This window comes from Pseudomonadota bacterium, assembly GCA_022361155.1.
Lineage (GTDB): Bacteria > Myxococcota_A > Polyangia > Polyangiales > JAKSBK01 > JAKSBK01.
In genome coordinates this window covers 17,677-39,634 of record JAKSBK010000421.1, presented here as the reverse complement: position 1 = coordinate 39,634, position 21,958 = coordinate 17,677, and the positions used below count along the sequence as shown (strand labels likewise).

Annotated in this window: 17 protein-coding genes; 13 read left to right on the top strand and 4 right to left on the bottom strand. The window is 65.7% G+C overall.

All coding sequences use genetic code 11. From position 1 onward, the window contains the following. Together MJD61_16320 and MJD61_16315 are read left to right on the top strand one after the other, a co-directional pair. Positions 1-1,293, top strand: a 1,293-nt coding sequence (locus MJD61_16320) for a hypothetical protein (protein ID MCG8556828.1), incomplete at its 5' end; no start/stop codon positions are given. Between the two features lie 221 nt (positions 1,294-1,514). Continuing rightward, positions 1,515-3,782, top strand: coding sequence for an NADP-dependent malic enzyme (locus MJD61_16315; protein ID MCG8556827.1), 2,268 nt, complete (start codon positions 1,515-1,517; stop codon positions 3,780-3,782). Here the strand turns inward: MJD61_16315 and MJD61_16310 are convergent, their stop codons facing one another. Next, a complete protein-coding gene (locus MJD61_16310) occupies positions 3,783-5,120 on the bottom strand; it encodes a PilZ domain-containing protein (protein ID MCG8556826.1) in 1,338 nt (445 codons plus the stop codon). It lies immediately after the preceding gene. Between the two features lie 262 nt (positions 5,121-5,382). Here MJD61_16310 and MJD61_16305 point away from each other — a divergent pair, with 262 nt between their 5' ends. From MJD61_16305 to MJD61_16290, 4 genes are all read left to right on the top strand, one after another. Then, on the top strand, positions 5,383-7,158 hold the full coding sequence (locus MJD61_16305) for an SBBP repeat-containing protein (protein MCG8556825.1): 1,776 nt from the start codon (positions 5,383-5,385) through the stop codon (positions 7,156-7,158). A gap of 128 nt (positions 7,159-7,286) precedes the next feature. Beyond that, entirely contained in the window at positions 7,287-9,236 is a 1,950-nt protein-coding gene (locus MJD61_16300) for an SBBP repeat-containing protein (GenBank protein ID MCG8556824.1), read from the top strand. Between the two features lie 45 nt (positions 9,237-9,281). Beyond that, on the top strand, positions 9,282-9,797 hold the full coding sequence (locus MJD61_16295; GenBank protein MCG8556823.1) for an acyltransferase: 516 nt from the start codon (positions 9,282-9,284) through the stop codon (positions 9,795-9,797). A gap of 23 nt (positions 9,798-9,820) precedes the next feature. Continuing rightward, the gene (locus MJD61_16290; GenBank protein ID MCG8556822.1) at positions 9,821-10,546 is read left to right on the top strand and encodes a glycosyltransferase family 2 protein; all 726 of its coding nucleotides are present in this window, start codon (positions 9,821-9,823) and stop codon (positions 10,544-10,546) included. A 189-nt stretch (positions 10,547-10,735) separates the two neighbouring features. Here the strand turns inward: MJD61_16290 and MJD61_16285 are convergent, their stop codons facing one another. Further along, positions 10,736-12,262, bottom strand: a complete 1,527-nt coding sequence (locus tag MJD61_16285) for a sigma 54-interacting transcriptional regulator (protein ID MCG8556821.1) — start codon at positions 12,260-12,262, stop codon at positions 10,736-10,738. Positions 12,263-12,355: 93 nt separating this feature from the next. On the opposite strand from MJD61_16285, the gene gcvT reads away from it, so the two are divergent. From gcvT to MJD61_16255, 6 genes are read left to right on the top strand one after another with little or no spacing between them, the layout of a single operon-like run. Continuing rightward, positions 12,356-13,459, top strand: a complete 1,104-nt coding sequence (gcvT, locus tag MJD61_16280) for a glycine cleavage system aminomethyltransferase GcvT (protein MCG8556820.1) — start codon at positions 12,356-12,358, stop codon at positions 13,457-13,459. Between the two features lie 9 nt (positions 13,460-13,468). After that, positions 13,469-13,861, top strand: coding sequence for a glycine cleavage system protein GcvH (gene gcvH / locus MJD61_16275; GenBank protein ID MCG8556819.1), 393 nt, complete (start codon positions 13,469-13,471; stop codon positions 13,859-13,861). Between the two features lie 3 nt (positions 13,862-13,864). Beyond that, positions 13,865-14,890 carry a flippase-like domain-containing protein gene (locus MJD61_16270; protein MCG8556818.1) on the top strand — a complete coding sequence of 342 codons (1,026 nt, stop codon included), beginning with the start codon at positions 13,865-13,867 and terminating at the stop codon, positions 14,888-14,890. 44 nt (positions 14,891-14,934) lie between these two features. Continuing rightward, positions 14,935-16,494: an acyl-CoA carboxylase subunit beta gene (locus MJD61_16265; GenBank protein MCG8556817.1), complete on the top strand. Its 1,560-nt coding sequence runs from the start codon at positions 14,935-14,937 to the stop codon at positions 16,492-16,494. Between the two features lie 13 nt (positions 16,495-16,507). Continuing rightward, on the top strand, positions 16,508-17,041 hold the full coding sequence (locus MJD61_16260) for a TRAP transporter small permease subunit (protein ID MCG8556816.1): 534 nt from the start codon (positions 16,508-16,510) through the stop codon (positions 17,039-17,041). After that, entirely contained in the window at positions 17,038-18,369 is a 1,332-nt protein-coding gene (locus MJD61_16255) for a TRAP transporter large permease subunit (GenBank protein ID MCG8556815.1), read from the top strand. The genes MJD61_16260 and MJD61_16255 overlap by 4 nt, the downstream gene beginning before the upstream one ends. Before the next feature lie 99 nt (positions 18,370-18,468). On the opposite strand, the gene MJD61_16250 is transcribed toward MJD61_16255, so the two are convergent. Further along, positions 18,469-19,686: a hypothetical protein gene (locus MJD61_16250; protein ID MCG8556814.1), complete on the bottom strand. Its 1,218-nt coding sequence runs from the start codon at positions 19,684-19,686 to the stop codon at positions 18,469-18,471. Between the two features lie 647 nt (positions 19,687-20,333). Here MJD61_16250 and MJD61_16245 point away from each other — a divergent pair. Next, on the top strand, positions 20,334-21,053 hold the full coding sequence (locus MJD61_16245) for a 1-acyl-sn-glycerol-3-phosphate acyltransferase (GenBank protein ID MCG8556813.1): 720 nt from the start codon (positions 20,334-20,336) through the stop codon (positions 21,051-21,053). Here MJD61_16245 and truA read toward each other — a convergent pair. Beyond that, on the bottom strand, positions 21,045-21,866 hold the full coding sequence (gene truA, locus MJD61_16240) for a tRNA pseudouridine(38-40) synthase TruA (protein MCG8556812.1): 822 nt from the start codon (positions 21,864-21,866) through the stop codon (positions 21,045-21,047). The genes MJD61_16245 and truA overlap by 9 nt on opposite strands. Between the last annotated feature and the right edge of the window lie 92 nt (positions 21,867-21,958).

Below are 21,958 nucleotides of genomic sequence, written 5' to 3'. Positions count from 1 at the left end.
GCGAATCTCCTACACGTGCTGCTCTACGTTGCCCTTGTCTCGGGAGTCACACCGCTGCTCGGGACCGCGGTGATCCTTGGCTCCTGGCAGCGCAAGCGCCTGCCGCCAGGCCTGGGGCGCACGCTGCTGCTGATCTGCGGGTTGCCGCTTGTCGCTGGAGCTCTTCAGCCCCTTGCAAGCCATGTCCCAGACAACGTGGCCTACCTTGGGCCGGCAACTGCGATGCTGATCGTCGTCGGGGCCGCCGGCCTGGGGGCCTTGCTGTCGCGGCGACCTCGCATGACGCCCATCGTCGCGATCGCACTAGCCACGCTGGCGCTCAACCTGCCAAATCTGGGGCAAGCCCATCGGTCGCTCGAGAGCGACCTGCCGGTGCTCGACACCTTGGGTTTGGCGCTGCTGGCGACCCCGCCGGCCAGAGCGCTCGTCGTTGCCGAGAGCGATTTCACTGCAGCAACCTGGATGATGCACAAGGACATCAGCGGTGCACGCCCGGACGTCGCGGTCGTCGTGCCCGGCCTCATCACGTCGACTTGGCATTGGCGTACCCTGGCAACGCATCCCCTCTTCGATGGCCGGCCGGTGAAGGGACCCGGCACGACCAACCGGGCCCGCTACCTCGCGGGCGCCCTCGAGCGCGCTCGCGGCGGGGTCGCCATCGCTTCGGAAGGTGGCGAGCGTCGTGAAGCGATAGTCGCCGGCCCGTATCTCGTTAGCTTCCCCACCCCACCGGCCAACAGCGACGGGACGGGCGTGTCAGGCCAAGCATCGTTTGACGTCGCAGAGCGACTCGCGGCTTTGGTCGGCCTCGAGCTGGCCCAGGGCCCGACGGGCGACACGGACACGGCGGGAGCGATCGTACGCAACCATGTAGTCGCCAGGGCTCGCTGGCTCACGCAACGCAACCAGGGCCAGCGCGCCCTCGCCGAGCTGCGCCGGGCACTGTTCTTCTTGCCCTCGGATCAAGTGGCGCTGCTGGGCAAGGCAGGACCGTTGCGGAGCGAGCGCCCTCCAGTCGTTCGGCAAGCGCGCACCTTCCTCATGGGGCGCGAAGACACCGTGCGCGAGGCCGCCGTGCTGCTGTTCCGTCTCTCGGCTCGGCGGCAAGCGTACGCGCTGCTGCAAGCGCAGCTCGAGCGTGGCGACCCCCGCGCCCTGCTTCAGCTCGGCTGGCTGAAGCTCGCAGACCGCGACGAGCCGGGAGCACGCGGCGCGCTACAAGCCTTCCTGCGTGTCGGTGGCGATTTGACACACGAGGTCCAAGCGCTGCAGCAAGCGTTTTCGGGACCCTGACCGCGCTCACGAGGAAGTTCGGTGATGAATCACGTTTGCCTAATAAATGAAACGCAAACAGGGCTATCCGAGAAGGTAACGGCGACGATTGCAGCTGGACTCTCGAAAGTCGAAAGCATCTGTGGCGGCTGGCGTGCGCGGATGCAACACTGCCAACCCGCTTGCATGCGTCGCTCTATTGACGCACGAGCCCCCCTGCAACTCGAGCTACGAGGAACCGCATGAGCAACCGTGAAGCAGCGCTCGCGTACCATAGCCGGGGCCGGCCTGGAAAAATCGAAATCCGCTGCACCAAACCGACAGCAACCCAGCGCGATCTTTCCCTTGCTTACACCCCCGGCGTGGCGGAACCGTGCCTGGACATCGCCGAGCTACCGGAACGCGTCAACGAATACACCGCGCGGGGCAATCTCGTGGCGGTCGTCAGCAACGGTTCGGCCGTGCTCGGCCTGGGCAACATCGGACCCAGAGCAGGCAAGCCCGTGATGGAGGGCAAGGCGGTTCTGTTCAAACGCTTCGCCGACATCGACGTCTTCGATCTCGAGATCGACGCGCCCACCGTCGAGGAATTCATCGAAACAACGCGCCGCCTGGAGCCCACGTTCGGCGGTATCAACCTGGAAGATGTCAAGGCGCCCGAGTGCTTCGAGATCGAACCGGCCCTTGAAGAGGCCATGGACATCCCGGTCTTTCACGACGATCAGCATGGAACGGCCATCATCTCCGGAGCCGCCCTGCTGAACGCCTGCGAGCTCGCCGGCAAGGATCCCGCACAGTGCCTCATGGTCATCAGCGGCGCCGGTGCCTCCGCCATCTCGGGAGCCAGGCTGTACGAGGCCCTGGGGTTCCGGCACGAGAACATCCTCCTGTGCGACACCAAGGGCTACATCTACGAGGGCCGCGAAAACGTCAACAAGTACAAGGCCCCGTACGCCCATCCCGACGACGGTCGCAGGACCCTGACCGACGTGGTCAAGGACGCCGACATCCTGATCGGGCTGTCGGTAGCCGGCGCCTTCAAGCCCGACATGATCCGGGCCATGGCGAGAGACCCGATCGTCTTCGCGCTCTCAAACCCGTGGCCTGAAATTCTGCCCGAAGAAGCCCACGCGGTGCGCGACGACCTCATCATGGGTACGGGTCGTAGCGACTTCCCCAATCAAATCAACAACGTCCTTGGTTTCCCCTTCATTTTTCGGGGCGCGCTCGACACGCGAGCCCGCTCCATCAGTCGCGAGATGATGGTGGCTGCGGCGCGCTCGCTCGCTGCGCTCGCACGCGAGGACGTTCCCGAGTCGGTCAGCCGCGCCTACGGCGGGGAACGGTTCCACTTTGGACGCGACTACCTGATCCCCAAGCCCTTCGATCCGCGCGTTCTGGTCTGGGAATCGCACGCCGTGGCGAAGGCCGCCGTCGAATCCGGTGTGGCGCGCCGCGCGCTCGATCTCGACCAATACCGCGAGGAGCTCGCGCAGCGCCTGGATCTGACCCGCACGTTCGTGTCCCTGGCGCAACGCAAAAGCAGGACCCAACGGCCTTGGGCGGTGTTCCCCGAGTCCCTCAACGAGAAGGTCCTGCGAGCCGTGCAAGAGCTCGGCGAGCAGCGCGTCGCTCACTGCATGCTGTTGGGCAACCCGGTCACGGTGAACAAGCGCGCCCGCGATCTGGGCGTCAAGATCCCCGAGGCCAAGATCGTGGAACCCCGGACGCTCGAGGGACTGGACGAGCTGGTGGACATCTATCGCAAGACCCTCGGACGCGACGGCGACCCCGTGATCGCCCGCCAGAACATCATCAACGACCCCTTGCTGTGCGCGATTCTCCTGCTGGAGGCGGGACGGGTCAGCGCGCTTGTGGCGGGGGCAGAGACCGCCTATCCCCAGGCGGCTCGCAAGGTCCTGCGGATCGTCGGCACGGCCGAGGGCTACCGGCATGCGGCGGGCATGCACATCGTACGCCTGCGCGACCGGACGCTCTTCTTTGCCGACACCACCCTCAACATCGCCCCCGATGCCGAGACCCTGGCGGGCATCGCCATCGCGACCGCGAATGCCGCCCGTCGCTTCGAGGTGGAACCTGTGGTGGCGATGCTGTCCTTTTCCAACTTCGGGGAGTCCGATCACCCCGAGGCGCGCAAGGTTGCGGAGGCCGTCAAGATCGTGCGCGTGCGCGCGCCGAACCTGCCGGTGATAGGCGAGATCCAGGCTGACTGGGCGGTGAGCCCAAACGACTTCGAGGAGCTCATTCCGAAAGACCGGCGCCTGGGCCGGCCGGCCAATGTGTTGGTGTTCCCCACCCTGGGCGCCGCCAACATCGCTTTCCGCCTGGCCCGCGTGCTCGCCGACGGCGATGTGATCGGACCGGTCATCTTGGGCCTGCGGCGCGCGGTCGGTCTGCTGCCTCGTGGCGCGTCGGTGGCAGAAATCGTGCGCATGACCTCGATCTGCGGCCTGGAAGCCCTCGGCAAAGGCGAGTCGAAGGCTTCGTAACTATGGCGCCGGACAGGAAGAGGTCCGGCTCGCCCTCTTGGCTTTCTCGATTTCGGCTTTCGCCAACGCCACCAAACGCTTGCCGATGCGTTGGGCCTTCTCACCCTGAAACTCGGTGCCGAACTGGGTTGCTTGCGGATTCACGTAGCGCACCACCGCGGTCAACCGGGGTCCCTCGGGCATATCCGAGAAGCTGATGCGCACCTCCTGGCCCACGCTCGCCGCAAGCTCGCCTTTCAGTGCAGCCCCGCCGGCAGACACATCGGTCAGGACCATGCGCGCCCGCACCCCGCCGACCTCGACCACAACCGGCCAGCGAGCTCGGTAGCGCTCGTGGCGGCGCTGGTAGCGCTGAAGCTCCGAGGGTAACAGCCTCTTGTCGGCCCCCGGCCGTCGGCTGATGGGTGGGCGCGCTGCCGGCGGCGCCTTGACTTTCGCCACCGGCTCGACTGGCCGTGGCTTCAGCCCCGCAAGGCGCTCGGCGATCTTCAGCAGCCAGCGTTCCTCTTGCTCTTTGCGCCACCGGCGTATGAAAGGCGCACCGTCCGCAGCCGACTGCTCTATGCGGTCCGAGCGTCGCAGGGCGCCCACCGTCGCCACGCGAATTGCAAGCACCTCCTGAAGCAGGCGGCCGAGCGCGTGGATCTCGTTGCTGTCCTGCGAGGAAGCAAGCAGATTGCCGAGCAACGAAAGCTCGTAGTTGCCCAAGGCTTGTTCGAGGCGCTCGGAAAGCGCGGGCTCGCTGCTCGCCAGGCCGGCGACCATCTTACCGATGCGACCGTCGGGCACGCTTCGGGCTGCTCGCTCGAGCGCCGCCTGCGAGGCTTCGTCACCTGCCAGGCTCTGGATGAGCTCCAAGATCGCACCGTGCATCACGGCGTAGGCGGCCTGGATGCCATTCGTTCCAGGCGTGACGACCAGGACCCGCGCGTCCGCGCGCAACAGCAGCTCGTGCGCCGTGAGGTTGCGATCGCAGTCGAACACGACGGCCTTGGCATCAAGGCCGCGCGCCTGCTGCACCAGCTCATCGACGGCGGCGGTCCCAAGCTGGTGCTGCGCGGCGAAGCCGCACACCAGGCGTACACCCTTTGCGACGGTTTCGAGCGCGGACGCCTCGAGGCTCCGCTGACCCGCCAGGAACGACTCGAGCGTGACCTCCGGTGCCTCGAAGCCGAACAGCTTGTGCTGCGACGGGTTTTGCAGGCAGGTATCCACCACGACCACCGGCCCCAGCTTGTGCGCGAGCGCTATCGCCAGATTCGTGCACACGACGCTCTGACCCGCGCCGCGCACCCCGCTGACGACAGCTACCAGGAGGGCTGTGGATTCGGCTGGCACACTGTGGCAAACGACTGAAACGCGTGCGGTTTAGGCGTCTCACATAAAAAACGCGCAATCCCGCCCACCTTTCCCTACCCGCCGGTCAAGCCACCCCCGACCTGGGCGCGCTACAGACCGCGTGCAGTCAGCCCCTGCCGCTGTAGTATCGTCAAAAAAAGAGTCGACCCGCTGAGCCACAATGGCCCACATGGGCCCTCACAGACTAGTATCGCTTGGAGCCGCTTTGCTGCTGACCTTGGACCGATCCTGGAGGTGACACATGAGGCGTCTTGCTTTCGCGCTAGGCACGAGCATGCTCCTAGCGTCGTATGCTTGCGGGGGCGGCACCGATCCGGCGATGCCAGGAACCGGCGCGACCAGCGGCGGGGGTGGCGCGACAAACCCGTGTGCGAGCGTGACCCCCCCGGGTCAGGAGCTGCGAAGCTGTCAAATGACCGGCATCGGCAGCCCCGAAACCTGGGCGCGCTGCGTGGGGAGCATGACCGACGACGACGGCAACGCCATCGGCGTGGATCTTGCTGGCAACATCTATCTTGGCGTGGGCATGGGGGATTCCGACACGGACGAGACTCGACAGGCCACCATGTGCTTCGGGATCTCCGCGACGGAATACGGCACGGTCGACTTCGGCGGGATGGCCTTGAGCAGCGACGGCGACGAGGACCCCGCCCTGGCCAAGTACGATCGAGCCGGCAATCTGATTTGGGTGAAATCGGCGCCCGGCATGGGTGGGGAAGGCGAAGTGCGGGCCGTGGCGGTGGACCCCGTGGACGGGAGCGTAATCGCGGTGGGCGATTTCCAAGGCGCCGCTGCTTGGGACCCCAATGTACCGCTGGTCTCCCAGCACCGAGACCTTTTCATCGCGGAGTTTTTCCCGGACGGAACCCTGGCATGGTCCCAGACCGCCATGGTGGTCCCGGACGCGATGGGTAACGGCGACGCCGATGCTTGGGGTGTGGCGGTCGTGCCCTCCACCGAAAACATCATTGTGACCGGGGACTTCGAAGGCACGATCACGTTCGGTGCCACGACCCCTCAGCCGAGAGTGCTCACCGCGCAGGGCACGACCGACATGTTCGTCGCCGAGTTCGACAAGGCGGGCAACGTGCTTTGGGCCGACGACGCGGGCGGACAAGGGGATAGGTCGGTGGGACGCGACATCACGATCGAGCCGGGCGACGGCAGCGAGCTGGTGGTGGGCACCATGAGCGGCAGCGGAGTCGAGCACATCACGGACCAATTCGGCGGTGATATCGCCCTCACGCCTATAGGGACTCGAGGCGACATGATCCTCGTGCACTACGACGCCCTGGGCAAAGTCATGTGGGCCACCCACGCCGGCAATCCCACCCAACGCACGCGCGGTGAGGGCGTGGGTCACGACTCACTCGGCAACGTTTACGTAACCGGACGCTTCACCGACTGCGCGTTCTTCCCCATGACCCCAGTCGTGCCGAACCTACCGGCAGCCCCCTTTGTGCCTGCCGCAGCGTGCGTGAACGGCCCGGGCTACCTCGCAGCCAAGTCGGCAGGGGCAGGGGACGCGGACTGGTTCATCGTCAAGTACGACCCCAGCGGAATCCCGCTCTGGGTCAAGACTGCGGGTGGTCTAGAAGACGACCGCGGCTACGCCATCGAGGTGTACGACCCCATCCCACCCAATCCGGCGGCGGGTCCACCTGCCTTGTATGTCGGCGGCCGCATTCAGGGGACCGCGACCTTCGGCACCCCACCGGGCCCAACGCTTATGGCTACGTCTCCCAGCACGGGCAGCGGCTTTGGCGGCGACAGCCATGCGGTCGCCAAGTACGACCTGGAGGGCAACCTCCTGTGGGTCAAGACGGTGGGCGGCACTGGCGACAACGATCTGGAGGACATCGCGGTGGACCCGACCGACGGAGCGGTTGTCGGAACCGGCAACTTCGCCGGGACAGCGATTTTTCAGGGTGGCATCATGCTGCAGTCGGCATCCGGCAACGTGGGCAACAACGACGACGACATCCTGTTCTGGCGCTTTCGTGCGGACGGGAATTGAGCTAAGGGTCCACCCAAGAACAACTCGATCGGCCGCGGCCATGCCTCCTCGCGGCCGTCCCCGTCGTATGAGTCCTTCGACGTAGTGCCTCAAACCCGCAGGTCGGATCGCAGCAAAGGTAAATGCTCGTGCAAACCAGACACGCGACTCGGCTGGCCGTCGGCGCACGTGGGCGCTTGTCGCCTCCCCTGCCGGCGTGGCTCGTGCTCGCAAGCGCCCTGCTGGCCGCGGCCTGCGGAGGCGACGAGAGCCCTTTGCCCATGGCCGGTAGCGGTGCTGCTGGCGACGCCGGTGCGGCCGGGGGCGGTGGAGGCTCCGGCGCCAGCGGCCAAGGTGGCGAAGGTGGGGCGGGCGCTGGCGGTGCCTCGGGGACAGGCGGGGCTTCAGCCGCGGGCGCTGGCGGACAGGGAGGCGATCCAACGGCTGCTCGCTGCGCAAAGCTGGGACCCGCCAGCGAAGTAAGGGCCTCTTGCGAGCGCACCGGCAACGGGACGGCAACCACGTGGAGCCGTTGCGCCGGAGGGCTCACCGACGACGACGCCAGCGCGGTCGCGGTGGACCGTATGGGCAACGTCTATGTGGGTATCGGCCTAGGCGACTCGTCGGACGGCGAGACCGAGGACGCGCTGGCCTGCTGGGGACTCAATGCCGAGCGTTACGGCACGGTCACCTTCGATGATATGAGCGTGACGAGCCATGCCGACGAGGACCCGGCGCTCGCGAAGTACGACAAGAGCGGCAAGCTGCTCTGGGTCAAATCCGCGCCCGGCATGGGCAAGGAGGGTGAGATCTTCGGGCTCGCAGTGGACCCCAGCGACAACTCCGTGGTGGCGGTCGGAGCCTTTGTTGGAGAGGCCGGGTTCGACCCGGCAAAGCCCCTCAGGTCGAGCCACCTGAACCTGTTCGTCGTCCGCTTCGACCCCGAGGGCAGTGCGCGCTGGTCGGAGACCGCGTCGCTGACGCCCTCCATGGATGGGGCGGGTGCCGCGGTCCCGCAAGGCGTGGCCATCGACCCGGTGAGCGGCAACATCTTGGTATCGGGTGAGTTCGAGGGCACGCTCGTATTCGACACCGCAACGATGGAGATGTCCCTGAGGAGCCAGGGAAAGCCGGACCTGTTCTTGGTCGAGTACGACAAGCAGGGCAACGTGCTTTGGGCGGACAGTGCGGGCGGAGCCAAGGGCGAATCGGCGGGCTTTGGCGTCAGCATCGACCCGATGGGCAACAGGAGCGTCGCGGGGCAGCTGACCGGCGCGGCAACAAAGCAACTCTCCGGCGCTTCGGGCTCGAGCCTGGTGCTAACCACCTACGGTGGGCTGGCGGCCGCGTCCGATGCCTTGCTGGTGCACTACGACAAGAGCGGCAATCTGCTCTGGGCCACTCATGCCGGCTTTCCTACCAAGCAAACCGTGAGCCAGAGCGTGGCCCACGACTCGGCCGGCAATGTCTACGTCACCGGCACGTTCCGGGGCTGCGCGCTCTTTGCGAAAGCCCCGCACAAGCCAGGGACACCGGCCCCGGCCCCGGGCGTCGATCCGGCCGTGCCTAACCCGCCCTGCACCGACAGCCCAACCGATCTCACCGTCGAGGCCCACGACAGCAACGACAACGACCAATTCCTCGCCAAGTACGATCCGGATGGCAACCTATTGTGGGTCAAGAAAGCGGGTGGGCCCGAAAGAGACCGTGGCTATGCGATCGCAGTTTACGACCCGGGACCGATTTCCAGCGGCGGCTTCTTATATGTCGGCGGGCGCATCCGGAGCATCGCGACCTTCGGGGCAGCCCCGGGACTCGTGGAGGCGGTCAGGTCCAAGGCCCCAGGGGCAAGCGACGACAGCAACTCCATCGCCAAGTACGACCTGGATGGCGAGTTGCTCTGGGTCCAGGCCATCGGCGCCGACGGCGACAACGATTTCGCCGCGCTCGCCCTGGATCCCAACGACGGCGCGGTGGTGGGCACGGGCACCTTCGTCGGCATGGGAACCTTCCCGGGGGACGTCATGCTGCAATCATCGACCGACGCTCTAAACGAAGACGACATCCTGCTCTACCGCATCGACGCGAGCGGTCCATAGGCTTGGGTGGAGCCTTAGGAGCTTTCGGATCAACCTGCTTCGATCATGCGCCACCGGAGCCACGGGAGCGGGCAGTTTCAGCCAGACGACTTCGCCGCGCGCGGCGACCATTGCGTTCTCGAACCCGGCGTGATGGTGTTTCATCCCAGCCGGATACGTCTGGGTGACAACGTGTATGTAGGACACCAGACCATCCTGAAGGGCTACCACCACAACTGGATGGATATCGGCGACGAGGCCTGGATCGGGCAACAGTGTTTCCTGCACAGCGCCGGCGGCATCGAGATCGGTGAGCGGGTCGGCATAGCGCCGGGGGTCAAGATCCTGACCTCGGTGCACAAGGAAGTGGATCGAAGCATTCCGATCCTGTTCGCGCCGCTGGACCTCGCACCCGTGACCATCGAACGCCACGCGGACCTTGGCGTCGGCTGCGTCGTACTCCCAGGTGTCCGCATTGGAGAGGGGGCGCAGATCGGGGCCGGCGCCGTGGTCACACGCTCGATCCCCCCCTTCAGCGTGGCCGCAGGCGTCCCGGCTCGCGTGCTGCGAGAACGCAGCTAGTACCCGAGCGCTCTTGTCATCCAATGGACACACTCGACCTTTCCGTTGTGATCTTGGCGCACGATGAGGCGCGCAGCGTGCCTGCGGTGCTGCGGGAGCTCCGCACATGGCTGAGCGCGCACGAGCCCGACAGCGAGATCGTGTTCGTGGACGACGGTTCCTCGGACGGCAGCGGTGAGCTCGCCGATCAAGCCCTCGCCGGCTTTGCGGCGCGCAGCGTGCGCCACGACCGGCGCTGCGGGATGGGAGCCGGCCTGAAGACGGGAGTTGCGGCCGCGCGCGGCGAGTGGGTCACGTTCCTTCCGGCAGATGGGCAGATCGCGCCCCAAGCGATCGGCACGCTGAGGCAAGCGGCCGCTGCCGAAAAGGCTGACGTCGTGCTTTCCGCCTACGCCAGCCGCGACGACGGGCTCGTGCGTAAGTCGCTCTCGCTCGGCGTGCGAACCCTGATCACGCTGCTGCACGGTGTGCGTCTGAAGAGCGATGGCCCGTACCTTTTTCGGCGTGCGCTCTTCCTGCCGCAGCAACTGGCTTCGGACACGTTTTTTCTGAATTTCGAGTTCCCGATTCGAGCGCTTCGTGCCGGACTGCGCGTCTCTTGGGTCACGATCGAGTGCCGCCCTCGCCTGCACGGCAAGTCGAAGTCCGCCAGCTGGCAACGCGCGCTCGAAGTAGGCTCCGAGCTGGTGTCGATGCGGGTGCGTCTTGCACGCGACGCGTTTCGCCGCGCCCGCGGTCACCCGCCGTAACCAACGAGGTCCGCGCCGCGCTCCGTGGCTGTACCTGGCGCCATACCGGTTTAAGACCCAGTTCCTGCCCAGAATCCGATGCCAGGGCCAGGGCGAGCGCGCCCGCAGTAAAAAACCGCAGGAATAGCAGCGCTATTTCGAGGATTTTTTCGAGGACGAAAGCCGGCCTGGCGCGATTCTGGGCAGGAACTAAGGCTTGATGCGATCGCGCAACGTAGTCCGCGGCACACCCAGCGCCCTCGCGGCTGCGGCGACGTTGCCGCCGTAGCCGTCGACTACCCGCCGCAGCGCCTTCGGACTGAATTCGTTGCTGGCCTCTGCTGTGATGCGGCGTAGCGCGGCTGCAACGTCATCACGCTCGATGCAAGGGGAGGGACCGGCGGCCGCAGCAATGCAAAGCACGTTCATGAGCTCGCGGGCGTTGCCGGGCCAGGAGTATCCGCGCAAGAGCGCCAGCGCTTCCGGGCTGAGCGAGCGGGGACCCACCTGCGACTGAATCGAGCGTAGAAAATGGGCAGCGAGCGGTTCGATGTCATCGGCTCGCTCGCGCAGGGGTGCGATTTCAATCACCAGACGGGCAAGACGGTAGTACAAATCGAGACGAAACTCGGAGGAGCCGGCCAGGCTGCGTAGGTCGCGGTGCGTGGCACAAACGAGACGCACGTCCACCGCCAGCTCGCTCTCCGCTCCTACCCGCCGGATGCGCCAGGTTTCCAACACGCGAAGCAGCCGCGCCTGCAGCGCAAGCGGCAGCTCACCGATCTCATCCAGGAACAACGTGCCGCGATGCGCCTGCTCGAAGGCTCCGCAATGGCGGTTGGTTGCTCCCGTAAACGAGCCCCGCTCGTGACCGAACAGCTCGGATTCCACCAGCTGCGCGGGCAGTCCGCCGGCGTTGAGCGCCACAAAGCGCCCGGGGCGTGCGCTTTGCTCATGCAGCCGGCGTGCCAGGACCTCCTTGCCGCAGCCCGTCTCTCCCAAGAGCAAGACCGGCCACGGAAGCCTGGCGTAGCGCGTTGCCTCGGCCAGCACCTGTCGCATCGCCACGGAAGCTGCAATCGGAAACTCAGGGTCAGCCGCCGGACGGCGTTCGAGGGCCCACAGGTCCGTGCGCCCCAACCGGATGCGCGAACCCGGCAGCACATAGGCTTGCTGCACCCGCACGCCATCCAGGTAAGTGCCGTTGCGACTGCCGAGATCCTTTACCAGCAGGCCAGCTCGGCTCGGCTGGAAGCGGCAATGCTGCGGGCTGACAGCTTGGTCGTGCAGCACGAGCTGGTTTTCGGACGCCGAGCCGACCGAGATGGGCTTGTCGCGCACCGCAAACCGGCGTGCGTCCTGCCCGCACCCGACCACCAGGCTCAGCGCAGCGCCCGGCGGGCAACTCGAGCCCCGATCCCCAGGGCCTTCGCTCGGACCCCTCGCATGGCCGCGCCCCTTCGTCTGCGGAGCCTGCACTCGCAGTAGGCGGTGGTGTCTACCGAGGGGAACGGGCTGCGCCAAGGGCAATGGCAGCGAACGCCGGGACTTGCCACCGCCAACGTCGTAGGCGACTACGCTGCCCGCTTGCTCGCGCACGAGCCAATGGCGCGGTCCGATCTCCGGGTCCTGCACGCGAAGGTCGCAGTCGGCGGCAGAGCCTATCTCTAGCGGACAGCTGCCGAGCCGAGCGTCGTGAATCAGCTCGCCCCCGCGATAGACCCGAAGTGTGTTCATGCCGGCGCTCCTTTGCCGCGATTATCGGCCGCGTGGGACGGAGGTTGCTTTCATCGCTTGCCGTGGGGTGCACAGCACCGCTATGGTCCCGGCATGGAGTCGGTCTCGCGCCCAAGCCCCCTGGATGAGGTCCACCGGGAACTCGGGGGCCGCCTGGTCGATTTCGCGGGGTTCAGGTTGCCCGTCCGCTACAGCGGGGTGACCGCGGAGCATCGTGCGGTGCGCGAGGCGGCGGGCCTGTTCGATGTGTCGCACATGGGCGAGTTCGTGCTGCAGGGGCCGGGCGCGTGTGCGGCCCTCCAGTATATCGTAGCGGGCGACGTCGACAGTCTCGAGGCGGGTCAGGCCATGTACACCGTGTGCTGCAACGAGCAGGGAGGAATCCTCGACGACCTTATTGTTTACCGCCTGCAGCACGAGCGCTTTGTGGTCGTCTGCAACGCGGCCAACCGCACCAAGCTGGTGTCTCATTTTCGACAACTCACTGCCCAGCGCTGCCAGTTCGTAGACCGAAGCGACGATTACGCCCTAATGGCGCTGCAGGGACCCAAGGCCGAGAGCATCCTGCGCGCCTGCGGCGCAGAAGCTGACTTGACCGGCCTGGCACCGTTTCGGCTCGCCCGCGGGGACCTTTGCGGCCGCTCGATTATCGCCGCACGCACCGGTTACACAGGCGAGGACGGCTTCGAGCTGTTCTGCGAGCCCGATGCCGCAGTGCCAATCTGGCGACAGGTGATGAAGAAAAGTGACCGATTCGGGCTCCAGCCGGCGGGTCTGGGAGCCCGAGACACGCTGCGCCTGGAAGCACGCTTGTGTCTGTACGGGCAGGACATCGACGAAAGCACGAATCCCTTCGAGGCCGGAATCGGCTGGGTCGTCAATTTGAGCAAGCCGAGCTTCCTGGGCCAGTCCGCGCTGCAAGCCTGCAAGCGGCAGGGAGTTTCGCGCAAGCTGGTGGGCTTCCAGATGCGTGGACGAGGTATCGCACGTACCGGCTACCCGGTGCTAGACAGGTCAGGTGAGCGAATTGGCCGCGTCACAAGCGGCGGCCCAGGTCTCACCGTGGGGCACAACCTCGGTCTTGCCTACGTCCCCACCGCGGCATCCAAGCGAGGGACCGAGCTGGGGATCGAGATCCGCGGCAAGGTCGTGAAGGCGGAAGTCGTACGCACTCCATTTTATAAGCGGCAACGGTGAAAATAGATCATGGCAACTTTTCCAGCGAACCTGAGGTACACCAAGGATCACGAGTGGGCATCCGACGAAGGGGACGTCGTCCGCATCGGGATCACGTCCTTTGCGGTCGAGCAGCTTGGCGACATCACGCTGGTGGACCTGCCGGAGCCGCAGACAACGCTGGAAGCGCTCGCGCACTTCGGGGACATCGAGTCTGTCAAGGCGGTGAGCGAGCTGTTCGCTCCCATTAGCGGGGAGATCGTGGAGATCAACGACCAGCTGCAGGAAAGCCCCGAGCTGGTCAACGAAGCGCCCTACGGTGAGGGCTGGATGGTACTGATTCGCCCCACCGATAAGCGGGAGCTCAAGGCGCTGATGGACGCGGACGCCTACGAGCAGTTCGTGGGAACGCTTGAGTCCTGACCGGTGGCGGAGCCCAGGAAGGGCACGGCGCGCCGGCCCGTTCGGCGGTTCACGGGCTTGGCGCTGCGTCTGCTCATCACCACCGGCGCCCTGGGCTACCTGCTCACCATCGTCGAGCCCGCGCAATTGCTGGGGGCCCTCGGTCGGGTGTCCGCCTGGGCGGTCGTGCTCGGTATCGCGCTGTACCTGCTGGCTCTGGCGCTGGCAGCGGTCCGATGGTCCCTCATTCTGCGCGCCTACGGGGCCGGCAACCCACCTCGACTTCGACGCCTGCTGCACCTGCACCTGGTAGGCATGTTCTACAACCTGCTACCGGGCGCGGTAGCGGGCGACCTGTTGCGTGCGCTTGGCACCCGGCAGGCATTTTCGGAGCGCGGACTGACCGGAGCGCTCGCGGTCGTGTTCGTAGATCGGGTTTTCGGTCTAGCGGGCTTAATCCTGCTGGCGGCCAGCGTGTTCTATCTGAACCCGCTCCCAGGCGTCGAGGGTATCTGGCTGTGGAGCGCGCTGGGCCTGACCGCCGGCATCGGCGTCATCTTGGCGATCGGCCTGGGCCGGCGCCTGGCGGAGTGGCTGCCGGGAGGCCTGAGCCGCTGGGCCGCGGGCCTGCCGGCGATCAAGCTGTTTTGGCCCTTCATGCTGGCTGCCCCGTTCGCCATGGCTACGCATACGCTCGTGGCGGTCAGCGGCCATGTACTGGTTACGGCGCTGGATGCGACCGTGACACCCATGGACTCTCTGGTGGTCGTGCCGCTGGCAGCGGCCGCCACCTATTTTCCGCTGACGGTAGGCGGTGCCGGCGCGGTCGAGGGTGCGATGGTCTTTCTGTACGGCCGGGTCGGGGTGGCTGAAGCCAACGCCCTCGCGACCGGGATCCTGCTGCAGTTGGCCAAGCTTGTTACGTCCGGCGTCGGGGGCCTTGCTGGCGTAGTCTGGCCCCTCGGAATCGACATCAAGGATGCACTGGCCCGCAAGAGCGACCCGCAAATGCCTACGGCCCTCGAGGGTGGGGGCAAGACAAACCGCTGAGGGCGTCTTCCCCTGCCGGCGCTTGTCCGCTATGCCTCGGGCCCATGGCGGACGAAAAGCTCACGGATCCCGTCGAGCGTCTCGAACGGCTGGACCGGCTGGCCCTCCTGGGAGGCGGCCAAAGCCGAATCGACAAGCAGCATGCCTCAGGCAAGCGCACCGCCCGCGAGCGCATCGATCTGTTGCTCGACGCGGGGTCCTTTGTGGAGCTCGACCGCCTCGTCACCCACCGCTGCCACGACTTCCGCATGGATGAGCAGCGGATACCGGGAGACGGAGTCGTCACGGGCTACGGTCTTGTGGACGGACGCAAGGTATTTGTGTTCGCGCAGGATTTTACGGTGTTCGGCGGCTCGCTGAGCGCAGCCTACGCGGAGAAGATCTGCAAGATCATGGACCTTGCGCTCAAGGTCGGCGCTCCGGTGATCGGGCTCAACGACTCGGGCGGCGCACGCATCCAGGAGGGTGTCGAATCGCTTGCCGGTTATGCAGAGATCTTCCTGCGAAACACCTTGGCGTCGGGCGTCGTGCCGCAAATCAGCGCGATCATGGGTCCGTGTGCCGGAGGCGCCGTGTACAGCCCCGCGCTCACGGATTTCGTCTTCATGGTGAGCGGCTCATCCTACATGTTCATAACCGGCCCGGATGTCATACGCACCGTGACCCACGAGAAGGTCAGCAAGGAGGAGCTCGGCGGCGCCGCTACACACAACAACAAGAGCGGCGTGGCTCACTTCGCGTGCGACGACGACGAGCACTGCCTGAAAGAAGTACGCCGGCTCCTTTCGTTTCTTCCGAGCAACAACCAACAAGACCCTCCCAGAGCCGAGTGCACCGATCCCGTCGATACGCCGTGTGAGCAGCTCGAGAGCCTGGTGCCGCAAGATCCTTCCAAACCTTACGACATGCTGCAGCTCATCGAGCACGTGGTGGACGCGGGGAAGCTGTTTCAGATCCACTCGGGTTTCGCTACCAACATCATCGTAGGCTTCGCACGCCTGGCTGGACAGAGCGTTGGAATCGTCGCGAATCAACCGCTGGTGCTCGCAGGTTGCCTGGACATCGACGCGTCGCTCAAGGCGGGCCGCTTCGTGCGTTTTTGCGATTGCTTCAACATCCCCCTGCTCACGTTCGTGGACGTACCCGGCTTTCTTCCCGGCACGAGTCAGGAATACGGCGGCATCATCAAGCATGGTGCCAAGCTGCTCTATGCTTACTGCGAAGCTACCGTGCCCAAAGTGACCGTGATCACACGCAAGGCCTACGGCGGCGCCTACGACGTCATGAGCTCCAAGCACATTCGTGGTGACATCAACTACGCCTATCCCACAGCCGAAGTCGCGGTGATGGGACCCGAGGGCGCCGTGAACATCGTGTACCGCAAAGAGATCGAGGACGCTGACGACGAGGAGCTCGCCAGACTGCGGTTCGTCGAGGAGTACCGCAGCAAGTTTGCCAACCCCTTCAAGGCCGCCGAGCTCGGCTTCGTCGATGCCGTGATACACCCGCGAAGCACACGCCGGCACGTCATCGGCGCGCTCGAGCTGCTGCGGGAAAAACGCGACAGCAACCCGCCGCGCAAGCACGGCAACTTACCCCTTTAGGGCCCGCGGCCTCTTGAAGATCTGGCTCCAAGTCGCCGGTGCCATCGACCGCATCAGCCTCGCGCTCGGCCGTGGCGTGGCGTGGATCACTTTGCTGATGATCCTGGTGGGAACGTACAACGCGCTTGCTCGCTACTTGGGGCGCTTCGTTGGAACCGAGCTGAGCTCCAACACCTACATCGAGCTTCAATGGTACATGTTCAGTGTGGTGTTCCTGCTGGGCGCCGCGCCTACGCTTGCTCACAATGCTCATGTGCGCGTGGACGTGTTCTACGGCCGACTCGGCACGCGCACCAAGGCCTGGATCGATCTTCTGGGAACGCTATTGCTGTTGTTGCCCTTCTGCACCTTCGCCGCATACGTTTCCTGGCCCGCCGTGCTGAGCTCGTGGCAGATCATGGAGGGTTCTCCCGACCCGGACGGTCTGCCGCGCTACCCGCTCAAGAGCGTGATCGTCGCAGCTTTCGCTCTGCTTGCGGGACAGGGCGTAGCGCTAGCGATCAAGAAGGTGGCGCTGCTTGCCGGACACTCGAGAGAAGACGCGTGAGCGAGCAGTACTTGGGGCCGCTCATGTTCGTGGCTGCGTTCGCACTCATATTCGTCGGCTACCCTGTAGCGTTTTCTCTGGGCGGAACGGCGCTGCTGTTTGCCGTTATCGGCGTGGCGGGCGGGTACTTCGAGTGGACGCTGCTGCAGGCTTTGCCGGAGCGCATTTTCGGGATCATGTCCAACTACGTCTTGCTCGCGGTGCCCTTTTTCGTCTTCATGGGCACGCTGCTCGAGCGGTCAAAGCTGGCCGAAGATCTGCTGCACAGCATCGGCATGCTCTTTGGACCGTTGCGCGGAGGCCTGGCGCTCGCAGTCGTATTCGTGGGCGCGCTGCTCGCTGCCGCCACAGGCGTGGTGGGAGCATCCGTCGTTGCCATGGGGCTTATTTCGCTGCCGGTTATGCTGCGCACCGGCTACTCCGCCAGCTTGTCGGCGGGGGTCATCAGTGCAGCGGGAACACTCGGGCAGATCATTCCGCCCTCGGTCGTGCTGGTCGTGCTGGCGGATCAGCTGGGCGTATCGGTCGGCGATCTGTTCGTGGGGGCGCTGCTGCCCGGCCTGCTGCTCGCGGCCCTGTACGCGGCCTATGTGGCGTCGGTGGCGCTGCTGCAACCCAAGGCCGCGCCGGCCCTGCCCGAAGAGCACCGGACCGCGAGGGGCTCTGCGCTGTGGCGCCAGTCGGCCCTGGTCATGGCGCCGCCCTTGCTCCTGATCGTGCTCGTGCTGGGCAGTATCTTCGCCGGCGTGGCAACGCCGACCGAGGCTGGCGCCCTCGGTGCCGTGGGAGCGATCGTGCTTGCGGGCTTGCGGGGACGACTCAGTCTCGGAGCGCTGCGCCAAACCTCCAACAGCACCATGTCGTTGACCAGCATGGTGATGTTGCTGCTCGTCGGCTCGACGGCCTTTTCACTCGTCTTTCGTGGCCTCTATGGCGACGTCTGGATCGAGGATCTGCTGACCAACCTTCCCGGTGGACGCACCGGCTTCCTGTTCGTGGCGAACCTCGCCGTGTTTTCGCTGGGCTTTTTTCTCGACTTCTTCGAAATCGCCTTCATCTTGTTGCCGTTGCTCGTGCCTGCGGCGCGCCTGCTGGGCGTCGATCTCGTATGGTTCGGCGTGATGGTTGGCATGAACCTGCAGACTTCGTTCTTGACTCCACCTTTTGGTTTCGCCCTCTTTTATCTGCGCGGCGTGACGCCTGACAGCGTACAGACAACGACCATCTATCGCGGCGTCATACCGTTCATCGTCATCCAGCTGATCGGCCTGCTGGCGCTCATCCTGTTTCCGGCCCTGGTCACCTGGCCGCTCGGGGACGCCCCCTGAATTGGGCAGTGCAGCTGCACCGTTGGATTCCTCAGCCATGGGTCGAGGATGGCAATCCATCTCGGTGACCTTCAAGCTCACGGAGCAGCCACGGAGTAGTCAGTGCAACGTATGGTTCTGTCCGTCGTAGCGGATCGTGGGGAGGTCGCCCGGTTGCGGCCTGGATCGCGACGGCGTCCTCACTGCCGCGATCTTGCGCGGCATGCTGGGCGACGGCACGTAAACGTCCGGCTTGTCTGCCACCGACGGCCCGGGGCCTTGCTCCGAGGCTCGAGTCAACCTGGCGGCGGCAGCGGCGCGCTCTTCGGCGCGCTCCTCCTGGTTCCAGCGGCGCAACGTGGCCGCATCGCGCCGGCGCCCGCGCGCGTAACCCATCAGCAGCAGGAGCAGGCCCACAACGCCGAGGCCGGCAAGGCCGCTCAGGATCAGCGGCAGGCGACCGAACCGCCGGCGCAGCTCTACGTTCCACTGTCGCTCGAGCTCGCCGATGGACACCCGGTAGGCCCTGTCGACCGCTTGCTTCCAGGGCATCCCGTCACGCACGTGTCGTATCAGGGCCCCGAAACGCTGCTGCATCGCGGGTCCGTCTCGCAAGAAGGCCACGAAGTCCGCGCTCTGTGCGTAGGCCAGGTCGATTCTGTGGTGCCGGCCCGGAAAGCCCCTCTCCAAATCCTCCAGCGTCATGAGTCTCCCAGCCACGGTCCCCGCCCACAAGGTCCGAAAACGGGCTAGTGGCCGTTCTTTGGCCTGGAGCACGGCCAGGCCTTCCGAAAGCCAGCGGGGGGTTGGGTGCGCGCCGGTAGCGCGCACGAACGCCAGGTGCGACAGCTCGTGGACGAAGACGGTTTCGAGATCGACCAAGGTGAAGGTCTTGGGTGCCGTCATGCTGAGCAGAATCAGCCCGTGGTCCGCGTGAGCAGGCAGCGCCAGCCCGACCGCGTAGGTCGGGACGCGCAGACCCGGGGGGGCAAGCTCCTGCATTTCCTCGAGGTTTCTTGCGATGCGAACCTCGAACGCAGGGCCAAGCTCCGGCCCGAGCTCGGCGCTGATTCGACCCCATGCCTCTTGCCGGATCTCCTGCAACGAACGCACCTGTGCTTCGGCCTTGATGGGGTAGGTCCAGCGGATACCTCCCTGCTCCCGGCTTACGAAGCCTGTCTTGAGCGCGGTCGATCCCGTGGCTCGGAGGTCGCTGCCGCGGCTCGGGCGAGCGCAGGAGGCGGCGCTGAGGGTCAAGCCAAGTGCCAGCAGCCCGGCAGTCGAAGCACGTGCCCATCCGGTACGGCACGGCCGGCTCGAGCGTGCCCGAGCCATCACCGAACTGGCAAGTCGTCTTCGCACGGTAGCGGACCTGAACTATGCAGCGTAGCAGCTTCCGCTACAGCGTGGCGTGGATGGCGCACTTTCCTGCACGCAGTTCACAAAGAACGGATTCCAGTGCGTGCGCTCGAGTACCCGATCCGGATCTGGAAAATGACTTTTCCGGATCGACGAGGGCCGGGCGCCGCTGGCAAGGCGCGACGACGACGAATACTGGTGGTACTGGTGATCCGGCACATGTGGTGTTGAAAGAATCTACTGGACATGATCTGTGCCTTAGGGATGGGCAGCAGTTCAGGGACCCAGGCTCAAGACAGGGACCGAGGCCGAGCCAGGGGACCGAGGCCCACGACCGCGATCCCGACCCGTGTCAGGCCCCGACCCAGCCCCTGACCCTGACCAAGCACCCGCCCACGATACTCACCACTGCCTAGGTTGCCTCGGACCGGCCACGGCCACGACCACGACCACGACCACGACCACGATGTCGTCGCAACCCGCTGCCGAATCGTCCAGCCAGCAATACGCCCTCACCAAACTTTTTCTCAAGACATCTGATCGATCATCAGACTGGTGGTAGTGGTGGTATTTCGACGGGGCCGACGAAGACGAGAAGAGCCATTCTTGAACGGGTCCTAATCGGCATGACACTTCGCCCCTGCCTCAACACTGCCCTGACCCTGCCGTGGACCGTGCTGATGAGCTCCTTGGGTGTCGTCGCCGTGGCGAGCAGCGGCAACGTCAGCGTCTTTCGGCGCCTGGAACGCGTGTGGGCTCGGGGACTCGTCAAGAGTTGGGGCGTCAGCCTCGAGGTGCACGGCGGCGATCACGCTAGCGCCAGCCGCCCCTACATCGTCGTGTGCAATCACCAGAGTCTGGTGGATATCCCCACGCTGTTTCTGACCCTTCCAATGGTACCTGGGTTCGTGGCCAAGCAGGAGCTCGCAAGGGTTCCGTTTCTGGCTGCGGCGCTGCGCGCGGGTGGCCATGTGCTCATCGATCGCCAAAGCCGCAAGAGCGCCATCGAGTCGCTGGATGCGGCCGCAGCAGCCATTCACGCGGGGCTCACCGTTGCCATCTTTCCCGAAGGAACACGCAGCGAAACCGGCAGCGTTGGAAAGTTCAAGACCGGCGGATTCCACCTGGCCAAGAAGGCGCTGGTGCCCATACTGCCGGTAGGCATTCGTGGCACGCGAGCCATTCTGCCCAAGAAGGCTCTGCTCCTGCATCCCGGACACGTCGAGGTGCGTATTGGTGAGTGCATCGGCGTCGCCGACGTCGAGCGCCTGCCGGTCAAGGAGCTCGCCGAGCTGACGCGGGTGCGCATTGCAGCATTGAGCGGAAGCCCGCTCGCTTCAGCGTGAGCCGGCCCACGAGCCTGAGGCTTCCGTTTCCACGGAACCCAACTCCAGCGACAGCAGCGTCAGTCCGTGAGCCGGCGCTGTCTGCCCTGCGGCCTGGCGCCGGCCTTCAGGGCCCAGCAGGCTGGCGATGTCACCGGGGCCGAGCCGACCCCTGCCCACCTCCACCAGGGTGCCGACCAGGATGCGAACCATGTTTTTGAGGAACGCGCTGCCGGTGACCTCGATCGCCATCAGGTGAGGCTCGGACTGGTGGCAAGGGGTGACGTTCACCGTGTAAAGGGTGCGCGTAGTGTTGCGCCGATGGTCGTCGGCCGCCTGAAAGGCGCGAAAGTCGTGGGTCCCGACCAGCTGCTGCGCGGCCTGCCGCATGGCTTCGGTGTCGAGTCCTGTGCGCGGCAGCAGCGTCGAGGGGTGCCAGGCGGTCATGCGCTGCAGGGGCTGACGCGGGCGGGCAGCCCAGAGCAGGTAGCGGTAGGTTTTGCAGACCGCATGGAAGCGCGGATCGTAGCCGCGCGCGCAGCCCTCGGCCGCCTGGACGGCGATATCCTCAGGCAGGTAGCGATTGAGCGCCGCGACCCAACGCCGGGGCTCGAGCTTGCGGCCCGCATCGAAGGCAGCCACCTGACCGAGCGCGTGCACCCCCGCGTCGGTCCGGCTCGCACCGCGCACCTCGGAATGCCAGCCACCGATCCGGTCGAGCGCTTGCTCGAGCGCACCTTGAACCGTGCGGCGTCCCGGCTGCCGCTGCCAGCCTGCCAGACGCGCGCCGTCGTACGCCACGACGATGCGGACGCCGGCCCAACTCGTGGTCATAGAGAGTGTCTCCGAAACCCTGTTCCTGTTCAGAATGGATGCCAGAGCGAGCGCGCCCGCAGGACCGGACCGAGGAATACTGGGAGTACTGC

Excerpts from the sequence above, each read along its gene's own strand:
- MJD61_16295 (MCG8556823.1), top strand. The coding sequence starts at position 9,282 with ATGCGCCACCGGAGCCACGGGAGCGGGCAGTTTCAGCCAGACGACTTC.
- gcvH (MCG8556819.1), top strand. The coding sequence starts at position 13,469 with ATGGCAACTTTTCCAGCGAACCTGAGGTACACCAAGGATCACGAGTGG.
- MJD61_16265 (MCG8556817.1), top strand. The coding sequence starts at position 14,935 with ATGGCGGACGAAAAGCTCACGGATCCCGTCGAGCGTCTCGAACGGCTG.
- MJD61_16245 (MCG8556813.1), top strand. The coding sequence starts at position 20,334 with ATGACACTTCGCCCCTGCCTCAACACTGCCCTGACCCTGCCGTGGACC.
- truA (MCG8556812.1), bottom strand. The coding sequence starts at position 21,866 with ATGACCACGAGTTGGGCCGGCGTCCGCATCGTCGTGGCGTACGACGGC.
- MJD61_16285 (MCG8556821.1), bottom strand. The coding sequence starts at position 12,262 with ATGAACACACTTCGGGTCTATCGCGGGGGCGAGCTGATTCACGACGCT.
- MJD61_16315 (MCG8556827.1), top strand. The coding sequence starts at position 1,515 with ATGAGCAACCGTGAAGCAGCGCTCGCGTACCATAGCCGGGGCCGGCCT.
- MJD61_16305 (MCG8556825.1), top strand. The coding sequence starts at position 5,383 with ATGAGGCGTCTTGCTTTCGCGCTAGGCACGAGCATGCTCCTAGCGTCG.
- gcvT (MCG8556820.1), top strand. The coding sequence starts at position 12,356 with ATGGAGTCGGTCTCGCGCCCAAGCCCCCTGGATGAGGTCCACCGGGAA.
- MJD61_16290 (MCG8556822.1), top strand. The coding sequence starts at position 9,821 with ATGGACACACTCGACCTTTCCGTTGTGATCTTGGCGCACGATGAGGCG.